The organism is Streptomyces sp. NBC_01017 (assembly GCF_045162795.1).
Taxonomy (GTDB): Bacteria; Actinomycetota; Actinomycetes; order Streptomycetales; family Streptomycetaceae; genus Streptomyces; species Streptomyces machairae.
Window position 1 is genome coordinate 10,230,382 of sequence record NZ_CP108683.1, and the last position, 18,053, is coordinate 10,248,434.

General features: G+C 69.1%; 17 protein-coding genes and 3 pseudogenes. 6 read left to right on the forward strand and 14 right to left on the reverse strand.

Annotation, left to right across the window (positions count from 1 at the left end; translation table 11 throughout):
* Positions 1–171: 171 nt before the first annotated feature.
* On the forward strand, positions 172–687 hold the full coding sequence (locus OG331_RS46680) for a hypothetical protein (protein WP_406209137.1): 516 nt from the start codon (positions 172–174) through the stop codon (positions 685–687).
* On the opposite strand, the gene OG331_RS46685 is transcribed toward OG331_RS46680, so the two are convergent.
* The 5 genes from OG331_RS46685 to OG331_RS46705 form a co-directional block, all read right to left on the reverse strand.
* Positions 666–2,168, reverse strand: coding sequence for a SpoIIE family protein phosphatase (locus tag OG331_RS46685; RefSeq protein WP_406209140.1), 1,503 nt, complete (start codon positions 2,166–2,168; stop codon positions 666–668). The genes OG331_RS46680 and OG331_RS46685 overlap by 22 nt on opposite strands.
* Before the next feature lie 304 nt (positions 2,169–2,472).
* Complete coding sequence (locus OG331_RS46690; protein WP_406209143.1) at positions 2,473–3,288, reverse strand: SAM-dependent methyltransferase; 816 nt, start codon at positions 3,286–3,288, stop codon at positions 2,473–2,475.
* Positions 3,289–3,369: 81 nt separating this feature from the next.
* Positions 3,370–4,194 (reverse strand): helix-turn-helix transcriptional regulator, encoded by an 825-nt coding sequence (locus OG331_RS46695; RefSeq protein WP_406209146.1) that lies wholly within the window; start codon positions 4,192–4,194, stop codon positions 3,370–3,372.
* Positions 4,195–4,278: 84 nt separating this feature from the next.
* The gene (locus OG331_RS46700; protein ID WP_406209149.1) at positions 4,279–5,670 is read right to left on the reverse strand and encodes an amidohydrolase family protein; all 1,392 of its coding nucleotides are present in this window, start codon (positions 5,668–5,670) and stop codon (positions 4,279–4,281) included.
* Positions 5,671–5,783: 113 nt separating this feature from the next.
* Complete coding sequence (locus OG331_RS46705; RefSeq protein ID WP_406209151.1) at positions 5,784–6,539, reverse strand: Atu4866 domain-containing protein; 756 nt, start codon at positions 6,537–6,539, stop codon at positions 5,784–5,786.
* Positions 6,540–6,889: 350 nt separating this feature from the next.
* Here OG331_RS46705 and OG331_RS46710 point away from each other — a divergent pair, with 350 nt between their 5' ends.
* Positions 6,890–7,180 carry an Atu4866 domain-containing protein gene (locus tag OG331_RS46710; protein WP_406209154.1) on the forward strand — a complete coding sequence of 97 codons (291 nt, stop codon included), beginning with the start codon at positions 6,890–6,892 and terminating at the stop codon, positions 7,178–7,180.
* A 368-nt stretch (positions 7,181–7,548) separates the two neighbouring features.
* On the opposite strand, the gene OG331_RS46715 is transcribed toward OG331_RS46710, so the two are convergent.
* The 4 genes and pseudogenes from OG331_RS46715 to OG331_RS46730 form a co-directional block, all read right to left on the reverse strand.
* Positions 7,549–8,280 carry a dienelactone hydrolase family protein gene (locus tag OG331_RS46715; protein WP_406209156.1) on the reverse strand — a complete coding sequence of 244 codons (732 nt, stop codon included), beginning with the start codon at positions 8,278–8,280 and terminating at the stop codon, positions 7,549–7,551.
* A gap of 238 nt (positions 8,281–8,518) precedes the next feature.
* On the reverse strand, positions 8,519–8,680 hold the full coding sequence (locus OG331_RS46720; RefSeq protein ID WP_406210946.1) for a hypothetical protein: 162 nt from the start codon (positions 8,678–8,680) through the stop codon (positions 8,519–8,521).
* 83 nt (positions 8,681–8,763) lie between these two features.
* Positions 8,764–9,048, reverse strand: a pseudogene (locus OG331_RS46725) (transposase); the annotation flags it as partial.
* Between the two features lie 93 nt (positions 9,049–9,141).
* Positions 9,142–9,915, reverse strand: a complete 774-nt coding sequence (locus tag OG331_RS46730) for a maleylpyruvate isomerase N-terminal domain-containing protein (protein ID WP_406209159.1) — start codon at positions 9,913–9,915, stop codon at positions 9,142–9,144.
* 268 nt (positions 9,916–10,183) lie between these two features.
* On the opposite strand from OG331_RS46730, the pseudogene OG331_RS46735 reads away from it, so the two are divergent.
* Positions 10,184–10,718: pseudogene (locus OG331_RS46735) on the forward strand (IS5 family transposase).
* Between the two features lie 15 nt (positions 10,719–10,733).
* On the opposite strand, the gene OG331_RS46740 reads toward OG331_RS46735, so the two are convergent.
* The 5 genes and pseudogenes from OG331_RS46740 to OG331_RS46760 all read right to left on the reverse strand — a co-directional run bounded on the left by OG331_RS46740 (position 10,734) and on the right by OG331_RS46760 (position 13,064).
* Positions 10,734–11,300: a hypothetical protein gene (locus tag OG331_RS46740; protein WP_406209161.1), complete on the reverse strand. Its 567-nt coding sequence runs from the start codon at positions 11,298–11,300 to the stop codon at positions 10,734–10,736.
* Positions 11,301–11,317: 17 nt separating this feature from the next.
* Positions 11,318–11,695 (reverse strand): PadR family transcriptional regulator, encoded by a 378-nt coding sequence (locus OG331_RS46745; protein WP_406209164.1) that lies wholly within the window; start codon positions 11,693–11,695, stop codon positions 11,318–11,320.
* An 83-nt stretch (positions 11,696–11,778) separates the two neighbouring features.
* Positions 11,779–12,318: pseudogene (locus tag OG331_RS46750) on the reverse strand (rod shape-determining protein); the annotation flags it as partial.
* Entirely contained in the window at positions 12,315–12,689 is a 375-nt protein-coding gene (locus OG331_RS46755; protein WP_406209166.1) for a TraR/DksA family transcriptional regulator, read from the reverse strand. The pseudogene OG331_RS46750 and the gene OG331_RS46755, both read right to left, overlap by 4 nt.
* Positions 12,690–12,737: 48 nt before the next feature.
* Positions 12,738–13,064 (reverse strand): TraR/DksA C4-type zinc finger protein, encoded by a 327-nt coding sequence (locus tag OG331_RS46760; RefSeq protein ID WP_406209169.1) that lies wholly within the window; start codon positions 13,062–13,064, stop codon positions 12,738–12,740.
* 355 nt (positions 13,065–13,419) lie between these two features.
* Here OG331_RS46760 and OG331_RS46765 point away from each other — a divergent pair, with 355 nt between their 5' ends.
* From OG331_RS46765 to secD, 3 genes are all read left to right on the forward strand, one after another.
* Entirely contained in the window at positions 13,420–14,373 is a 954-nt protein-coding gene (locus OG331_RS46765) for a HAMP domain-containing sensor histidine kinase (RefSeq protein WP_406209172.1), read from the forward strand.
* Positions 14,370–15,035: a response regulator gene (locus tag OG331_RS46770; protein WP_406209175.1), complete on the forward strand. Its 666-nt coding sequence runs from the start codon at positions 14,370–14,372 to the stop codon at positions 15,033–15,035. The genes OG331_RS46765 and OG331_RS46770 overlap by 4 nt, the downstream gene beginning before the upstream one ends.
* A 599-nt stretch (positions 15,036–15,634) precedes the next feature.
* On the forward strand, positions 15,635–17,941 hold the full coding sequence (gene secD, locus OG331_RS46775) for a protein translocase subunit SecD (protein ID WP_406209177.1): 2,307 nt from the start codon (positions 15,635–15,637) through the stop codon (positions 17,939–17,941).
* Positions 17,942–18,053: the final 112 nt, after the last annotated feature.

Sequence of the window (18,053 nt, forward strand, 5' to 3'; positions counted from 1 at the left end):
CCGCGGGAGGTCGTGTGGGTGCCGCTCACATGGCCGGGGTACCGGTGGCATGAGGCCACGTGTTCCGCTTTGTCCTCTGGCCAACGCGCGTAGACCGCGGGCACCATTCTTCCTGCACCACCTGCACAGCCGCCCCACAGGAACCGTGGCCCACCGCAGGAAGGTCCCCGTATGAAGGTCACCCAGGCCTTGAAGCTTCGCTCGGTCCTGACCGCTCTCGCCCTCGTCATCGCCCCCGGCGCCGTCGTCATTGGCACCGCCGGCGAAGCGTTCGCCGTCACCAAGATCAGTCACGCCACCGCGACCTCCATGTTCCAGCAGGTCGGCATCACCTGGTCGTCGTCCGGGAACTGCTCCAACCGCAACAACCCCACCTGTACGTCCTTCGAGCAGCTCAACCTCGCCACCGCCCAAGGCGCACAGACGCTCAAGCGTGCCAGCGGCTGTGCCCTGAACATCACGGGCGGCACCGAGACCGGACACGCCTCCGGCACGTACTCGCACTGGAACGGCTACAAGCTCGACTTCGGCAAGTACGCCTGTCTCGGGAACTACATCAAGAACAACTTCACCTACATCGGCCCGCGCGGCGACGGGGCTCCCCAGTGGCGTTCCGGCTCGGGCAACATCTACGCCGACGAGGGCAACCACTGGGACGTCCTCTACTACAACTGCGGCGGCTGCTGACCTGCCCGAGCGATCAGCAGGGCTACGTCGTCGTGGTCGTGATCGTCACGCAGGGTGTGCAGGAGAACGTCGCAGGTGGCGTCGATGGAGCGGTCGGGGTCGTCCAGGACGGCGAGGAGGGCGTCCAGGCGTGCGTCGATCGGCTGGTCGCGGGTCTCGATGAGGCCGTCGGTGTACAGGACGAGTTGGTTGCCGGGCCCGAAGTCGATCGAGGTGGAGTCGAAGGAGATACCGCAGCCGCCCAAAGGCGCGCCAGTGGGCAGGTCGAGTAGCTCACGTGTGGCGTCCGGGCGGAGGAGTACGGGCGGTAGGTGTCCGGCGAGGGCGACGCGGCATTGCGCGGTGTGGGGGTCGAAGACGGCGTAGACGCAGGTCGCTATGGTGCCGAGGTCGTCCGTGATGTGGTCGAGGTGGTGGAGGACCTGGTCGGGGGGTAGATCGAGGTCGGCCAGTGTTCTGGTCGCGGTGCGCAGCTGTCCCATGCTGGCGGCGGCTGTGACGCCGCTGCCCATGACGTCGCCGACGACGAGAGCGGTCTTGTCGCCGTTCAGGGGGATGACGTCGAACCAGTCGCCGCCGATCTCGATGGTGGCCTGGGCGGGGCGGTAGCGGAAGGCGACATCGAGACCAGGCCGCTGCGGAGGGGGGTGGGGCAGCAGGCTGCGTTGGAGAGTGAGGGCGGTCCGCCGCTGTTCTTCCACGGCGCGGTGTCGGTCGGTGACATCGACGCTGGAGGTGGCCACGCCCAGCACTTTTCCGTTGGGGGATTCGAGCCGGTAGAACGAGATCGACCAGGCGTGATCGTTGTCCGGGTCGGCCGCCGTGCGGCCGACGATGTAGTGGTCGACAATCGGTGTCCCGGAGGCGAGGACTTCACGCATGACACCTTCGAAGGAGTCGTCCAGGTAGGGCACCACCTCGTGGACGTGGCGGCCGATGTGCTCGGTGGCCGGCACGCCGTTCATCCGTTCCTCCGCGGGGTTGACGGAGATATACCGAAGATCGGTGTCCAGCATGCCGAGCCCGATCGGTGACTGGGACACCAGCTGGGCGGACAGCGCCAGGTTCCGCTCCATCTGCCGTAGCGTTGCCTGGTCCGTGGCCAGACCCAGAGCCCAGTACTCACGGTGTTCGTCCTGCAACCGCATGTTGCGGAACTCCACCAAGCGCCTGCTGCCGTCCTTGTGCCGCACGGGAAAGATCCCGGCCCAGCTCTCGCCGTCCTCCATGACCTGGGCGAACAGTGCCAGCACCGTGTCGAGGTGCTCTCTGTCGATCAACAGCCGGGCCGCGTACTGGCCCAGTGCCTCCTCGGCGGTGTAGCCGAAGAGGATCTCGGCCTGCGGGCTCCAGAGATCGATCCTGCCCTCGGCGTTGAGGAGGACTGCTGCCACGTTCAGCACATCCAGCAGGCCGCCCGGCCGGGACGCAACCACACCCGACGTGCCGGGATCACCCCGGAAGGGTTCGGTCGGCCCCATACCCGACCTCCTTCCCCGCCGCATCGGGCTGCCGTGCCGCTGGTCGGAAGTGTTCCGGCGCAAGTGCCTGCCCTCCCATCGTCCTCCACCGCGGCCGACGCGTGCACGCCAGCACCGACGAGGAGCAGAGCGTGCCGGACGCTCATCTCGCCGGGTTCGTCGGCGGCGCTGGTCACGGCGGCGGGCCTGCACTTCGCCGGGGGCAGGCCCGCCGGAAGGATCGACGGATCGGACGACCGGTCTTCGTGGGCAGCGGCATGCCAACGCGGACGACCTTCTCGGAGCTGCCGGCAGACGCCCGGTCCTACGCCTTCCGGGCAAGACCGCCGTGCTCGGCGACGACCTCCCCGGTGGGCGAACCCGGCTCCGGTCGCCACTGCGTCACCGAGACGACGCCAGGTGCGATGAGGTCCAGACCGTCGAAGAACGTGGTGATCTCATCGACCGTGCGCAGGTTGTAAGGGACGGCGCCGCTGCTGTTGTAGGCGTCCTGGGCCTGCTCGAAGACCGGGTCGATGCCGCGCGATCCGTCGTTGATGGAGAGGTAGCTGCCCGAGGGCAGGGCGCTCATCAGCCGGGTGACGATGGAGCGGGCCTGATCGTAGTCGGGGACGTGGCCCAGGATGTTGCTGAGGATGAGCGCGGTGGGGCGGCCGAAGTCCAGTGTCTCGGCGGCGGCTGCCAGGATGCGGTCCGGGTCCGTCACGTTGGCGTCGATGTAGGCGGTCGCACCCTCGTGGGTGGAGTAGAGCAGGGCGCGAGCGTGGGCGAGCACCATCGGATCGTTGTCGACGTAAACGATCCGTGTCTCGGGGGCCAGCTGCTGGGCGACCTCATGGGTGTTCTGGGCGGTTGGAAGACCGGTGCCTATGTCCAGGAATTGCCGGATGCCCGCCTCGGAGACGAGATACGTGATGTTGCGGCGCAGGAAGGCGCGGCTGGAGCGGGCGATGGTGACGATGCCGGGGAAGACCGCGGTGTACGCGTCGCCTGCTTCTTCGTCGACGGGGTAGTTGTCCTTGCCGCCGAGCCAGTAGTTCCAGATGCGGGCGGAGTGCGGAACCGAAGTGTCGATCTTCTGATGGTTCGCCGGTTCCGGCGTCGTCACGGGGTCGGTCATAAGTCGTGTCCGTTCTTGAACCGCAGTGTGGATGTTTCACGGCACAACCTACGTCCGAACGCCCTGTGTATCCGCAGCAGTTCACACTTTCCCGGTGGCCATGGCCCTCAGCGTCTCGAAGGCTGCCGCTGTCGGGCCGGCCGGTTCGGCCTGATAAACGACCAGTTGCTGGTGCGAGGCCCCGTTGACGGTGAAAGTCGCGAACTTGATGTGCAGATCTCCGACATCGGGGTGTTTGAGGTGCTTGCCCTCTTGGGCCTTCGCCTTCACGTCGTGCATCCGCCAGATTTCGGCGAACTCCACGCTCTGGGAGGACAGTTCCGCTACGACGTCGGCGATGCGGGGCGATCCGGGGTCGTGTCCGTACGCGGCCCTGATTTCACCCACGCAGGAGTGCGCGGCTCGCTCCCATTCCTGGTAGAACTCGCGTCCTGCGGGGTCGACGAACATCATGCGGGCGAGGTTGTCGAACTTCTCGAACCCGCTGTGGAGGGCTGTGGCGAGAGAGTTGGCCGCCATGACGTCGAGGGCCGGGCCGATGACGAAGGCCGGAGTGTGCTCCCATCCGTTCATCAGCTGCAACAACTGCTCGCTGACGTCCGTCTCGCCCCAGTCGCGTGGTCGCTGCGAGGCGGTGAGGCAGAGGCGGTTGAGATGGTCGGTGGCTTCTGCATTCAGTTTCAGGGCCCGTGCCACGGCATCGAGGACCTGCGGGGACGGGCCGTTCTCGCGCCCCTGTTCCAGCCTGATGTAGTAGTCGGCGCTGACCCCGGCGAGCTGCGCGACTTCCTCTCTGCGCAGTCCCGGCACCCGGCGTCGCCCGTGTTCGGGAAGACCGACATCGTGTGGCTTGATGGCTTCTCGGCGGGCTCTGAGGAAAGCACCCAAAGGTGTCCCACTGCTCATGGGGCAAGACTAGGCGTTTTGCGGCCGACCAGAACAAGCAGTCGTAGGGGAACGATGGAGGCAATGCCGGGGCGGCGGGGATGTTCAGGTGGCCGAGGCGTTCAGTACGTACTCGCGTGAGGCGTGCACCTCATTGCGCAGGGCGTTCAGGTCGATGTCGAGGACGTGTCCGTCCCACTTACGGGGCTCGCCGTTGATGAGAACGGCGCTGATGTTGCGGGCGTCGGAGCCCAGCACGATCGTGCCGATCGGGTCGTTGAGCGGCATGTTGTTGAGGTCCTCGGCCTGGATGACCAGCAGGTCGGCCTTCTTGCCCGGAGTGAGCGAGCCGGTGACGCCGGCCAGGCCGTTGGTGTGGGCGCCCTGGAGGGTGGCGAAGTCCAGGACGTCGTGAGTGGTGATGCGCAAGAGCTGATTGTCGGTGCCGTAGGCGGCGTGGACCGCGCGCATCCGCTGGATGGCGTGCAGTGCCCGCATCTGCGTGAACATGTCGCTGGCCAGGGCGACTTCGACGTCGATGCTCAGTCCGGGGCGGATGCCGACGGCGAGGGCCTCGTCGACGGCCGGTATCGCGGTCTCCAGTCCGATCTGGGCGTCGGAGGTGGGGGCGAGGGCGACCGTGGTACCAGTCCCTCCCATGGCTTTCCACGCCTCGGAGGTCAGTCCCGTGGAGTGGATGAGCGTGACGTCGGGGCTGAGGATGCCGTCCTTGGCCCAGCGCAGGACCGCCTCGGAGGAGGACGTGCCGAAGACGGCATCCACGCTCACGCCGATGCCCAACTCCTCTGCAACGCGCGCGAGTTCGGGGCCGTAGGCGAGAACCGGGCCGGCGATCTCGTCGGTGGCCAGCGTCGCCAGGCGCAGCGTGAGCAACTGCTCGCTGCTGCGGAAGTACTGGTCCTTGAGGCGGGTCAGGTCGCCGGGCCACTGCCGGTCCCACTCGCCGAAGTGCGGCCCCATGGCGGCGTGCACGCCGCGGATGCCGGTGTCGACGAGGGCCTCGATGGCGGCGTCGGAGTGCTCGCGGGTGCGGGAGTTGTGGGAGAAGTCGAGCATCGTCGTGATGCCGCTGTCGATCGCGGTCAGGGCGGCCAGCCGGGTACCGATGTACATGTCCTCGGGCCGGTAGACGGTGGCGTATCCGGCCAGGGTGGACATGACGTAGCCGCCGAGGTCGTCGACGTCCGGCATGATCCGACGCAGCTGGGCCTGCCAGGCGTGGCGGTGGGTGTCGACGAATCCGGGGGTGAGGATCGTGCCGGTGGCGTCGACGACCACGGCACCGTCCGCGTCGAGGTGACGGCCGACGGCGGTGATCGTGTCGCCCTCGACGAGCAGGTCGCCGCCGTTGATGACGCCGAGGTCAGGGTCCATGGTGACGATGGTCGCGCCGGTGAAGAGGATGCGCCGCCGGTCGGCCGGCCGGCGCCGGAGCTCTTCGAGGACGGCGGCGCTGGTGGTGTCGTTGACGTTCATGAGAGGTCTTCCTTTGGTACGGCGGACGGGGCCGTGAGGTTGGGCCGTGGGCGCCGTGGGCGCCGTGGGCGCCGTGGGCCGTGGGCCGTGGGATGGAGAGGGAGGGGGGAGGGTCAGCCGAGCTTCATGACATAGCCCGCGTGGTGCAGTTCGGCGCCCTGGAACTCGCCGTAGGCCCAGAAGCCGAGGTTGTCCAGGTAGTCGATGCGGTCGCCGTCGATCCAGTACCGGCCCTGGTAGGCGTGCGGGCGCCCGCCCCGGGTCTCGTCGTAGCGGCCGTCGGCAGTGAGTTCCTGGTGCAGGAAGTCGTTCCTGTCGATCCAGACGCCTACGCGCGGGCTGCCGGTCAGGTCCGCGGCGGCCGGGATGCCCGCCTCGGGGGCGGTGGCCCGACCCGGAACGTCGGTGCCGGCCCACAGGACAGGGCGGCCGGCTGCGACGAGTGCGCGGACCTGCCCGGGCCGGGTCATGAGGGTGGCCACCGCGCTCGGCACGTCGGCGGCGAGTTCGTCTGGCAGCACCAGAAAGTCGGGGGTGTTGCCCGGGGCCAGTGTCGCGACGTACTCGGAGCGGTGGCCGCGGCCACCGGACAGTGCGACGGTGTCCACGACGGCTGGCGCGATGGTCAGGCCGGTGCAGTCGACGACGATGGCGTCGTCGTCCCCCGCCGCGGTGATGATGCCCGGGCCGACCCCCACGAGCAGGGAGCCGACGAACAGGAGGTCGGCGCCGCTCATGGTTCCGATCAGCGGGTCCATCGTCAGGATGCGGGCGTGGGCGAAGAGGACGGGACGCCCCTTGTCATTCGACAGGATCTCCTTGAGGGACTCGGAGTTCCAGCTCACGTTGTCGGTATCGGTGGTGCTCATCGCCTGCTCCTCAGTGGGGTCGCCGCGTCGGTTTCCCCGCTGCGCGAGATGAGCGCCGGTGCAGGTCCGAGGCGAGAGTTCGGCAGCTGCGGGGGCCGCCCGACCACCAGGTTCGGCGCGCGGTGGATCCGGAACCAGGCCGCGCTGTACCTGGGTGTCGGGCACCCACGATCCGTCCCCGCCCGCGAAAATGGGGCATGGGCCTCGGCCCACGCCACTGCCGCACCGCACCGGACCGGCCGGACCGTGGGACTCGTCGTTCAGGATCCTGGGTGCGCGACACCCAGGAAGCTCCCACCTGGGGAGACTGCGGCCTGGTTGCCGCCGGCCGCCCCGGTGACCGTAGAGTCATGACCAGCACCGACACACCCCGCGACCCTCACCCCTACGTCGGGATGTGGGTGACAGCGGACGGCTTCATCCGCCAGGAACTCCTGCCCGACGGCCGCTACGACGAAGCCCGCGGCAACCGCCGCAGCGCCTACACCGGCAGCTATACGGTCACCGGCAACCACATCGACTACGTCGACGACACCGGCTTCACCGCCACCGGCGACGTCCGCGACGGCGTCCTCTTCCATGAGCACCTGGTGCTCTACCGCGAGGGCGACGAGCAGACCCGGCGGGCACCTCGACCGTAGCCAGGATCCACAGGCTGGAAACCGCACTGGCCTCGGGACGCGTCCGACTGCGGCGACTCCGGACGCCGGCGGCCCCGCCTGACGACGGCCCTGGCCCAGGTCAGCTCTCGCGCCCGTGACCAGGTCGCCGACGAACTGTTGACCCGCCTCGGCGTTGCAAGGGGCGCTCCCGACGACATTGCCCTCATGGTCGTCCGCTTGTGACCGAGAGGGATCCGCTTGAGGAGCGGCGGCATCGGATGCCCACCGTGGCCTCAAGCGGATCACGGCCATGGATCCCGCCCGTTGGAGGAAGCAGTCGACGGTCAAATGGGGCCCTTGGCGGGCCGGTTCGCCCTACCCACGGCTACCGGCCTGACCGCCCGGCCTCACTTCAGGTGCCGGCCGAAGAACCGGTTCCCGTCGTCCACCTCGAACCACGGGGTACCCGTGTGCCCGCCCAAATTGGCGTGCAGTGTCTTCTCCTTGGCTCCGAAAGCCTCGAACAGGTCCAGGGCCCGCTGCCGGGGGTTCCCTTCGTCGTCCCACTGCAGCAGGAACAGCAGCGGAATGGTGACCTGTCGGGCCTCCTCGCGCTGAGCGGTGGGCACATAGCCCCCGGCGAAGAAACCGGCGGCTGCGATACGCGGCTCGACCACCGCCAGCCGAATGCCGACGGCGGTCCACCCCGAGTACCCGACCGGGCCGCCGATCTCGGGCAGCGAAAGGAGGGCGTCCAGGGTGGTCTGCCAATCCGGGACCGCATGTGCGACCAGCGGGCCGACGACGGACTCGAAGATCTCGTCGACCGGCTCGCCGGTTTGCATCGCCCGGCGGAGGTCGGCGCGGGCCTTCTCGTCGGCGGCGGAACGGGGCCGGTCACCGCACCCGGCGGCGTCGATGGTGGCCACCGCGTAGCCGTACGCCGCGGAGTGCCGGGCCCGGGCCACCAGCCGCGATTGCCGCCGGGGCAGGCCGTTGTTGTGGGCCATCAGGATCAAAGGGACCGGTGTGGCCGGTGCGGCAGATTCCGGTGTCCACAGGGTGCCGGGGATCTCGCCGAGGGTGAATTCGCGCTCGAGGACGCCGTCGTCGAGGCGCTGTTCGGAAGTGAATTGCATGGTCGTGCCTTTCGGGAGTGCGCTTGAACGGCGCTCCCGGACGACCTGCCTATCGCCCGACCGTGACCCCGGAGGGGAGCACCCATGTCGATACTGCGTTCACGGGTACCACCTCCTCGTTCTCTCGCACGGCCTCCGGAAAAGTAGCGGTGGGCGCCGTGGTCCACCAACGGGTTTTCGCGGAGGCTCCGTTGCCGGGTATCACGGGGTCACTCGCCTTGAGGTCAAGGTCGTGTAGTCAAGGGCTTCGGGCCTGTGTGGTCACGGCGACGAGTGCTGCGGCGGTGACGGTGCCGAGGTGGAAGTAGGCGCGTTTGTCGTAGCTGGTCGCGACCGCGCGGAACTGTTTCGGCTTGTTGATCGCCCGCTCGACAGTGTTGCGCTTGGCGTACCGCTCCATGTCGAAGCCGGGTAGCCGGCCACCGGTGCTCCCGCGCCGCAGACGGCCGACCCGCTTGGTCGGTTCGCGTCCGGGATGACGTGCCGGATACCGTGTCCACGCAGGTAGGCGCGGGTGTGACGGTTGCTGTGGCCCTTGTCGGCGCTGACGCTGTCGGGTGTCGTGCGAGGCCGGCCGATGGCCAGGCGGGACACCCGGATCCGTTCCATGACAGCCTCGAACTGGGTGCAGTCGGCCCGCTGACCGGGCGTCAGGACGACCGAGAGCCCTTCGCCCTTGAACAGCAGCACCGGCGCCGCGCAGTGTCCCCCAGTGCAGCGGCAGCCGCCCGCAGGTGCGCCTTTCGCCCTTGAACAGCAGGCCCGCAACCTGCCCGCAGCCGCGCGATGTCCGCAACCCCGGGCCCAGTGGCGCCCGCAGGAGCGCGTGCACCACCGACAGATGCGTCACAAGTGCGCGTTCTACGCGTTCGGGTCCCAGTCTGCGAGCTGCTCCATCGGCTCGGTGTCGCCGGTGGTCTCCAGGCCGTCGAGCGGGACGCGCTCGTAGAAGTAGAGGACGAGTTCGCTCGCTGCGCCTCGCATCGCCATGTCGCCCGGCTCCGCGTCGGCGGCGAGGTCGTCGCAGCGGACGCCGTCGGCGTTGAGGGTCAGGCGCCAGGAGCGGCCCTCGGTCGTGTGCAGGTCGATGGTTGCCGGCTTGAACGGCCAGGGGACGGTCGTCGCCGAGACGGTCGTCAGGAACTCGTCGACGCCCTCGACCGCGACGTCCGTCGGCAGCGGCTGTGCGGCGCCCTGGGTGAGCTGGGCGTCGTAGGTGTGGACGGCGATCTCCTGGATCTGGTGCCGGGCCACGGCTCCGCTGGTCTCCGGGGCCTGCGAGCGGCCCCACCAGGTCCAGCAGCCGCGGTCCGGGCCGGCCTCGCGCATCGCGTCGAGCATGAGGTCCGTCGACTCGGCGAGCCAGGCGTCCAGGGCTTCGCGGTCGCGGGGCGCGGTCGGGGCGCCCTTCGGGTCCGTCCTCGCCGGGGGCTCAGCCCCCGGGCCCGCCGCGACGATGGCGGCCTGGCGGCGGCGGCCGTCACCGAGGTGCTGCGCCAGTTCGCGCAGCGTCCAGTCCGGGCAGGTCGGGACCTGGATGTCAAGGTCGGGGGCGGACGCGATCGCAGCGCGGAACGCGGCCGAGCGGTCTTCGATCAGCCGCAGGACCTCGGGGAACTCCAAGATGTTTTGCACTGCGGCTGTGTACCACGGCGCTCCGGCCGCCGGGTAGCGAATTTGTCGGACGAACGCGTCAACGGCCGGGCGGGGCGCCGGCGCCGAAGCCGTCCTGAAAATCCGCGCACTGCTAGCCAACGGCGACTTCGACCGCCACTGGACATACAGCGGCCTGAGTAGTGTGTGCGGCCCGGCGGCGCCGGCGCCAGAGGAGCGAAACGAGAGCTAGGCCGTGGCCTGGCGATCAGGTTGAGCCGTTGATAGGACTGCGGGGCATAGGGGTGATCTGACGGATGCTCAGTGGGAGCCGCTTGCGCCGTTCCTCCCGGTGAGCAACGGGCGGTGTGGCCAGTGGCGGGATCACCGCCAGGTGCTGAACGGGGTGCTTTTCCGGATCCGCACCGGTGTGCAGTGGCGTGACCTGCCGGAGCGCTACGGTCCCTGGAAGACCGTTCACGAGCGGCATTGGCGTTGGTCGGCGGATGGAACGTGGGAGCGGCTGCTCCAGCGGGTGCAGGCCGAGGCGGACGCGGCCGGGGACATCCACTGGGACGTGTCCGTGGACTCCACCTCCGTGCGCGCTCACCAGCACGCGGCCGGTGCCCGACACTCGCCGCCCCCGCGCGTCAAAGGGGGCTCCTCCCAGGCAGTCAGGACTGCCCGGCTTCGAAAAGGAGCGGTACGCCAAGCGCAACACTGTCGAGCGGGCGATCAACGAGCTGAAACAGTTCCGCGTGGGGGTGACCAGCTACGACAAACGCGCCTACGTCCACCTCGGCACCGTCACCGCCGCAGCACTCGTCATCTGGCTCCGCTCATGATCGCCAGGACAGCCCCTAGGAGGCGCCGGGTGCGGTGTTCCTTTTGCCCCGCGCATCGGCGACGGCGTACGGCAGTCCGGGAAGGAGCAGCGCCGGGGCGACCCACAGTGGCAATGTGAACAGCGCCCCGTCGCCGACCAGCCACTGGGAGAGCAGCACTGCGCCCAAGCCGGCGACCAGGGCGACCGCAAGATTCCTACCGAGCCCCAGGCGGCCGCGCCGCAGTTCCCAGGCGACCGTGACCGCTGCGACGACGGCCCAGAAAGCGACCTCGTCAATGCTCACGACCCGTTCGGTGGTCCACCGGACCAGGCACGTGGCCAGCAGCAGCCAGCCGATCACGAAGCAGACCATCGCCGCCGTGCGCAACAGCCGTCGGGGGAAGGGAGTTCGGGCCCGCGCCCAGGACGCGGCGAACTCCTTGACGTCGTCGCCCACGACGTCCTGAGGCGTGCGCCCTGCGGCCGCCGCGTCCTCCAGATGCGCGGAGAGCTCGTCGAGCATCTCCCTGACGGATCCGTCGTCGATGCCCCGGTACTCCCAGTTGCTGCGGCAGACCGCGAGTACCTGCTGGTTCGTCATGGTTCGCTGGTCCTCCGTCATGGTGCGCTTCCCCCCGTGGGTTCGGTGTCGGTCAGGATCCGCCCCACACGCCCGCTGAAGGCGTGCCACACGGCCCGGCCACTGGTCAGTTCGGTACGTCCCGCTTCGGTCAGGCGGTAGTACTTGCGTGGGGCGCCACCGCTGGCCGACGGGGCGCTGTACGAGGAGATGAGCCCCTCCCGCTCCATCCGGGCGAGCAACGGATAGATACTGCCTTCGCTCACGAGATCGAGCCCGCTGTCGGTGAGTGCCGTCACGAACTCAAAGCCGTAGCGCGGCCGTTCGGCGATCAGCGACAGCAGGCACAGATCGAGCACTCCACGCAGCATCTGGCTACGACGCTGGTCACCGCCGGCGGGCCGCCCCTTTGTCATGCGGTACAAGATAGTCAGCCATTGCCATGCGTCGCAAGATACTTGTAGTGCATGGCAATGAGATCGCACGGTACGTCGTGTGTGGGCGGGGTGAGACTGTCCAGGTCGCTGGTGCCCAGGACGGCGTGGCGGGCATCGGTCACGGTGCCGTCGGCGAGCAGGACGACCTCGGTGATGTCGGCGCCGATGTCCACCACGAGCAGCGGCCGGGTCAGATCGGCACCGGCGGCCGTGGCCACGGCTCGTGCGGAGCGGACGGTCAGCACGGTGTGCGGCCGCAGGGGCTCCAGTGCGGTGCGGCATCCCTCCGGGAGGTGACTCCACCCTGGACGGGCGTGGTCAGGACGATCAGGCGACTGCCGAATCGCGGCAGGAGGTGGCCGAGCAGGCGGTCGAGCATCCGGGCGGTGGCGGGGTGTCGACGATGGTGCCGCGCAGGATGGGGTGGATCGTGCCGTCGACGGGCAAGGTCACCGTGGGCACGTCGAGGATTGTTCGGCGTGCGACACCCAGGCGCGCGTTCGGGCGCTGCCGAGGTCGAGGGCGATGCCGGAACACTGGCGGTACAAGGGCCAGGTACGGTTCGGGGCGGTCGCGGTACGGGGTCGGGCTGGTGTCGTCATCGTCCGGCCTCTCTGACCTGCTGGCAGCGGGCGCAGTAGCGGGCCTGCGGCACGATCATCAGACGCTCGCGGGCAATGGGCCTGCGGCACAGGTGGCAGGGGCCGTAGCGGCCCTGATCCATGCGCGTCAGGGCCGCTTCCACGTCGGCGAGCACCATGCGGGCGGAGGCGGCGAGCTTGACGTGCACTTCGAGCTGAGAAGCGGCCCGCCGGTCGAGCAGCGCCTCGGTGCGGCTCGTGGCGGGGACTGTGAGCTGCTGGAGCTGTTCCTGGCGGAACAGACGCTGCTCGTGCAGGTTCTCGCGCAGCGCGGCAAGGTCCTCGACCGACAGGGTCGTGTCGCGGCCGCTGATGATCTGCTGGTTCACCACTTCACCCCTCGGGCAGGGCGGGAGACGGAGACTGGGTGGGCGGTTGTGTCAGGCGGCATTGCGCCGGCAGGAGACGCAGAAGCGTGTGTAGGGCAGGATCTCCAGGCGCTCGACCGGGACGGGCGTGGAGCAGCCCAGGCAGATTCCGTAGCTGCCGTCGTCGACACGGGCAAAGGCAGCCTCGATCTCCTTGAGGACCCGTTCAATCGTGTCCTTCTGTACCGACATCAGCTGCTCCGTCGCGTCAGGCCCGGCCTCGTCCATGGCCTGCAACTGCGTCAGCCGGGAGCCTCGTTCGTGTTCCAGGCGTTGGCGGGCCTCGTGCGCGGTCAGACGCACAGGACGGGTTTCGGTGCGGGGCGTATCGAGCGACATGGTCGGTCCTTACCTACGAAAGACGGATGGTGCGGATGGCGCGGATGCCGTACGGAAGCGGTACTGGGAGCCGAGGCGTCGGGGGGATCACGGTTGGTGGTCATGCCCCCACCGTGTCCGACACGCCGCGTGAAACCCATCGGGCGTGATACCCATCTGCGGCCGTTACCGGTGCCCACCGCGCCGTATGCACGCCGAGGTGCGGAAATGGGCATTGGAGCCCATCGACGGATCCAGCCGGCCGGGGCAGGCTGGCAGCAGGCCGGTCAGAGCAGTGGCCGCGGCTCATGCTCGGGGAACGCGGCGACCGACAAGACAGACAGAGCCGTGTCACGAAAAGGAAGGCGTCATCCCGGTGTCCCTGTTCTGGCGGATCTTCGCTCTCAACGCCGTGGTGCTGGGAGGCGCGACCGCACTGCTGCTGTGGGCTCCGGTGACCGTTTCCGTACCGGTCCTGCTGACCGAGGCGATCATCCTCGTGGCCGGCCTGGCTGTCATGCTGATCGCCAACGCCGCCCTGCTGCGCATCGGGCTCGCCCCCCTGGACCGGCTCACCCGGTTGATGACCACCGTCGACCTGCTGCGCCCCGGGCAGCGGCTGCCGGAGCACGGCCGCGGTGAGACCGCCGAGCTGATCCGCACCTTCAACGCCATGCTGGAGAGGCTTGAGCATGAGCGGGCCGCGAGCAGCGCCCGCGCACTGCTCGCGCAGGAGGCCGAGCGGCGCCGCATCGCCCAGGAACTCCACGACGAGGTCGGCCAGAGCATGACCGCGGTCCTGCTGACGCTGAAACGGGCAGCGGACGACGCGGATGAGCCCTTGCGCGGTGATCTCCAGCAGGCACAGGAGATCACCCGGGGGAGCCTGGACGAGGTCCGCCGTCTGGTGCGCCGGCTACGGCCGGGCGTACTGGAGGATCTCGGCCTGGTCAGCGCCCTGACCTCGCTGACCACCGAGTTCGCCACCCACACCGGGCTGCGCGTGGTGCGCCACTTCGATGTCGGCCTGCCCGAACTGGACCAGGAAACCGAACTGGTGCTGTACCGCGTCGCTCAGGAGGCCCTGACGAACGTGGCCCGCCACGCCGAGGCCGACCGGGTGGAGGTGCGCCTGACCCACACGGACGACACGGTGGTGCTGGCCGTCGCGGACGACGGCAGAGGGACAGGAGTCGCACGGGAAGGCGCGGGGCTCCGCGGGATGCGCGAGCGGGCGCTGCTCATCGCGGCCACGCTGGATGTCACCTCCCAACCGTCGGCCGGCACACAGGTCCGGCTGACCGTGCCCGTTTCCAGGAAGCAGTCATGACCACAACCGACACGCCCGTGATCCGGATTCTCCTCGCCGACGACCACGCGCTGGTGCGGCGCGGCGTGCGGCTCATCCTGGACCAGGAGCCGGACCTTCAGGTCGTCGCCGAGGCCGGCGATGGCGCCGAGGCGATCGGCTTGGCCCGCACCCACGAGGTCGACCTGGTCGTGCTGGACATCGCCATGCCCCGGATGACCGGCCTGCAGGCCGCTCGCGAACTGATCGCGCTGAAGCCGGACCTGCGCGTGCTGATGCTGACCATGCACGACAACGAGCAGTACTTCTTCCAGGCGCTCAAGGCCGGCGCCAGCGGGTACGTGCTGAAGTCTGTGGCCGACCGCGACCTGGTCGCCGCCTGCCGGGCGGCCATGCGTGACGAGCCCTTCCTCTACCCGGGTGCGGTCACCGCCCTCATCCGCAACTACCTCGACCGCGTCCGTCAGGGCGAGGAACCTCCCGACCAGGTGCTGACGCCCCGGGAAGAGGAGGTGCTCAAGCTCGTTGCCGAGGGCCACTCCTCGAAGGAGATCGCCGAGATGCTCTTCATCAGCATCAAGACCGTCCACCGGCACCGGGCGAACCTGTTGCACAAACTCGGCCTGCGAGACCGTCTGGAACTCACCCGCTATGCCATCCGCGCCGGCCTCATCGAACCCTGACCCGGTTCGCCCTTCTGAACTGCCTCAAGGTTCCGGCTGCCACTCCCCAGCCAGGACCTTGAGGTCCCCGACAGCCCGGACAGCCCGGCTCTCACCGAGCCACCGCCAGACCAAGAAGGGGACGGCGCATGGCACGCTCCTTGCAAACCGTCCCCCGCGCGGGTGGCCTCGGCCCAGCCGCAGTGATCGTTGTCCTGCTGGCCATCCTCGCCGCTGTGGTCAGCCCGTCGGCGCAGGGCAACCCTGACTTCACCGACAGCGCGGCTCTGACTCCCGGAGTTGCACAGGCCGCCGGCGAACCGCACGCGGACGATGGGCACTTCGCTGTCCGCAACGCGCTGGTCCGAGGCCATCGCGACATCCCGGACGAGCGTCTTTCACCGCCGGTCACCGCCACCCTTGCCTCGTGCATCAGGGCCTACTGCCCGCCGCAGTCCGCACACACGTCCCTGCCGACGGCGAACCGGCCTGCATCTCCGCACCTGACAGGCCGTCACCAAGGGCGGGCACCACCACCAGCCTCAGGCACCTGAACCTCTCCCAACTTCCTCGTCACCGCTGCCACTGCCCTGGCCGTGGTGTGCCTGCCGGAGGCCCACTTGACCCGCGCCCTGCGCATCCGAGGGCTGCTCGCCCTCGCTGCCCTTGCCCTGTCGCTGTACGTCGCCCTCACCGTCCCTGTCCACCTCGGACTCGATTTGCGCGGCGGTACACAAATCGTGCTGGAAACCCGCCCCACCGCCACCGCCACCGCCGACGCCGGCAGCGATGCCACCGACCGAACCCTGGAGGTGCTACGCGGCCGCATCGACGCGCTCGGCGTCGCCGAACCCACCCTCGCCCGATCCGGCGACAACCGGATCGTCGTCGAACTGCCCGGCGTACAGGACCCGGCCAAGGCCGCGGACGTGCTCGGCCGCACCGCCCAGCTCACCTTCCACCGCGTCGTCGGCACGGCCACCGGTGCCGACGACACCGCCAAACCGCTGCCCAAACGACCACGCCGGCAAGTTCTGGCCGACGAGTCCGGCCGGCTCCTGAGCCTTGAAGCAGCCTCGCTGACTGGCAAGGACGTCAAGGAGGCAGCCGCCCGGTTCGACCAGCGAAGCGCTGCCGGATGGCAGGTCGCCGTCGACTTCGAGGGCTCCGGCCGCGACGGCTGGGCCCGCCTGACCGGCCAGGCCGCCTGCCACCCCGCAGGGGATCCATCCCGCCGCGTCGCCATCGTCCTGGACAACAAGATCATCTCCTCGCCGCAGGTCGACCCCACGGTCGGATGCGGTTCCGGCATCAGCGGCGGCACCACTCAGATCACCGGATCCTTCACCGCCGACGAAGCCAAAGAACTGGCCCTGCTCATCAACGGCGGCGCGCTGCCCGTACCCGTCGAAACGGTCGAACAGCGCACCGTCGGCCCCACCCTGGGCGCGCAGGCCATAACCGCCGGCGCCTGGGCCGCCGCCGTGGGCACCACGCTGACCGCGCTGTTCATCATCGTGATCTACCGGCTCATGGGCGCTCTGGCCACCATGGCGCTGGCCTGCTACGGCCTGATCTCCTACGCGGCGCTGGCCGCCCTGGGTGCCACCCTCACCCTGCCGGGTCTTGCCGGGTTCGTGCTGGCCATCGGCATGGCCGTCGACGCCAACGTCCTGGTCTTCGAACGCGCCCGTGAAGAGTACGCCGCCCGCAACCGGCCCAGCCCGCGCTCGTCCCTGACCGCGGGATTCCGCGGCGCCTTGAGCGCGATCGCCGACTCCAACGTCACCACCCTCATCGCCGCCGGCCTGCTGTTCCTCCTCGCTTCAGGGCCCGTGCGCGGCTTCGGCGTCACCCTGGGCATCGGCGTCCTCGCCTCCATGTTCAGCGCCCTGGTCATCACCCGTGCCCTCGCCGAGTACGCCGCCTCCCGGCGTTGGCTGCGCCGCCGCCCACGCCTCACCGGCATCGCCCACACCGGCGCGGTCCGCGACCGCCTCACCCGCACCAACCCCCACGTGATGCGCAGCCCCCGGCGCTGGCTGGCCGCCTCCGCCACCGTCCTGGTCCTGGCCGCCTCCGGAATCGCCGCACGCGGCCTTGACTTCGGCGTTGAATTCACCGGAGGCCGTCTCATCGAATACACCACCGCCACCCCCGTCGACCCCGACCGCGCCCGCACCGTCCTTGCCGACGCAGGGTTCCCCCGCGCCGTCGTCCAGACATCCGGCGACACCCAGCTCACCGTCCGCACCGACCAGTTGACGAACGCACAAGCGGCCACCGTCACCCAAACCATCGGCGCCCTGGCCGGCGACGCCGACAAGATCCGCGACGAAGCCATCGGCCCCAGTCTCGGCAAGGAACTGCGCCAGGGCGCTCTGATCGCTCTCTCGGTCGCCCTGGGCGCTCAACTGCTGTACCTCGCGGCACGCTTCCGCTGGCTATTCGGCACATCTGCGGTCGCTGCCCTCGCCCACGACGTGGTGATCCTCACCGGTATCTTCGCCTGGCTCGGAAAACCCATCGACGGCGTCTTCCTCGCCGCGCTGCTCACCGTCATCGGTTACTCGGTCAACGACTCCGTCGTCGTATTCGACCGCATCAGGGACCTGAGCCGACGCGACCCCAAGGCACCCTTCGCAGCCATCGCCAACCGAGCTCTCCTACAGACCCTGCCCCGCACCATCAACACCGGCATGGGCGCCGCCTTCATCCTCACAGCCCTGACCGTCCTCGGCGGCGACTCCCTCACCGACTTCGCCCTCGCCCTGCTCATCGGCCTCGCCGTAGGCACCTACTCCTCCATGTTCACCGCCACACCCCTCGCCATCGAACTCCACAAACGCACGCAGGCAAGGCTCGGTTCCCCGGCGCTGCCGGAAGTGACCACTGCCCCGGCAGGCCACCGAGGTCGCCACCCATGACCTGCGCACGATGGCGTCGGTACGCACCCAGAAATGGGTACTGCGCCCGATGGCGAAGCCGCGCGGCCGCATGTGACGGTGGCATGGATCCCAACCTGCCGCCGGTTCCCGC

Bases quoted from the DNA above. Each gene is read 5' to 3' on its own strand.
- OG331_RS46680 (WP_406209137.1), top strand. From the start codon at position 172: ATGAAGGTCACCCAGGCCTTGAAGCTTCGCTCGGTCCTGACCGCTCTC.
- OG331_RS46720 (WP_406210946.1), bottom strand. From the start codon at position 8,680: ATGGAGCGGTACGCCAAGCGCAACACTGTCGAGCGGGCGATCAACAAG.
- OG331_RS46770 (WP_406209175.1), top strand. From the start codon at position 14,370: ATGACCACAACCGACACGCCCGTGATCCGGATTCTCCTCGCCGACGAC.
- OG331_RS46740 (WP_406209161.1), bottom strand. From the start codon at position 11,300: ATGACGAACCAGCAGGTACTCGCGGTCTGCCGCAGCAACTGGGAGTAC.
- OG331_RS46715 (WP_406209156.1), bottom strand. From the start codon at position 8,280: ATGCAATTCACTTCCGAACAGCGCCTCGACGACGGCGTCCTCGAGCGC.
- OG331_RS46760 (WP_406209169.1), bottom strand. From the start codon at position 13,064: ATGTCGCTCGATACGCCCCGCACCGAAACCCGTCCTGTGCGTCTGACC.
- OG331_RS46745 (WP_406209164.1), bottom strand. From the start codon at position 11,695: ATGACAAAGGGGCGGCCCGCCGGCGGTGACCAGCGTCGTAGCCAGATG.
- OG331_RS46690 (WP_406209143.1), bottom strand. From the start codon at position 3,288: ATGACCGACCCCGTGACGACGCCGGAACCGGCGAACCATCAGAAGATC.
- OG331_RS46685 (WP_406209140.1), bottom strand. From the start codon at position 2,168: ATGGGGCCGACCGAACCCTTCCGGGGTGATCCCGGCACGTCGGGTGTG.
- OG331_RS46710 (WP_406209154.1), top strand. From the start codon at position 6,890: ATGACCAGCACCGACACACCCCGCGACCCTCACCCCTACGTCGGGATG.
- OG331_RS46700 (WP_406209149.1), bottom strand. From the start codon at position 5,670: ATGAACGTCAACGACACCACCAGCGCCGCCGTCCTCGAAGAGCTCCGG.
- OG331_RS46695 (WP_406209146.1), bottom strand. From the start codon at position 4,194: ATGAGCAGTGGGACACCTTTGGGTGCTTTCCTCAGAGCCCGCCGAGAA.
- OG331_RS46705 (WP_406209151.1), bottom strand. From the start codon at position 6,539: ATGAGCACCACCGATACCGACAACGTGAGCTGGAACTCCGAGTCCCTC.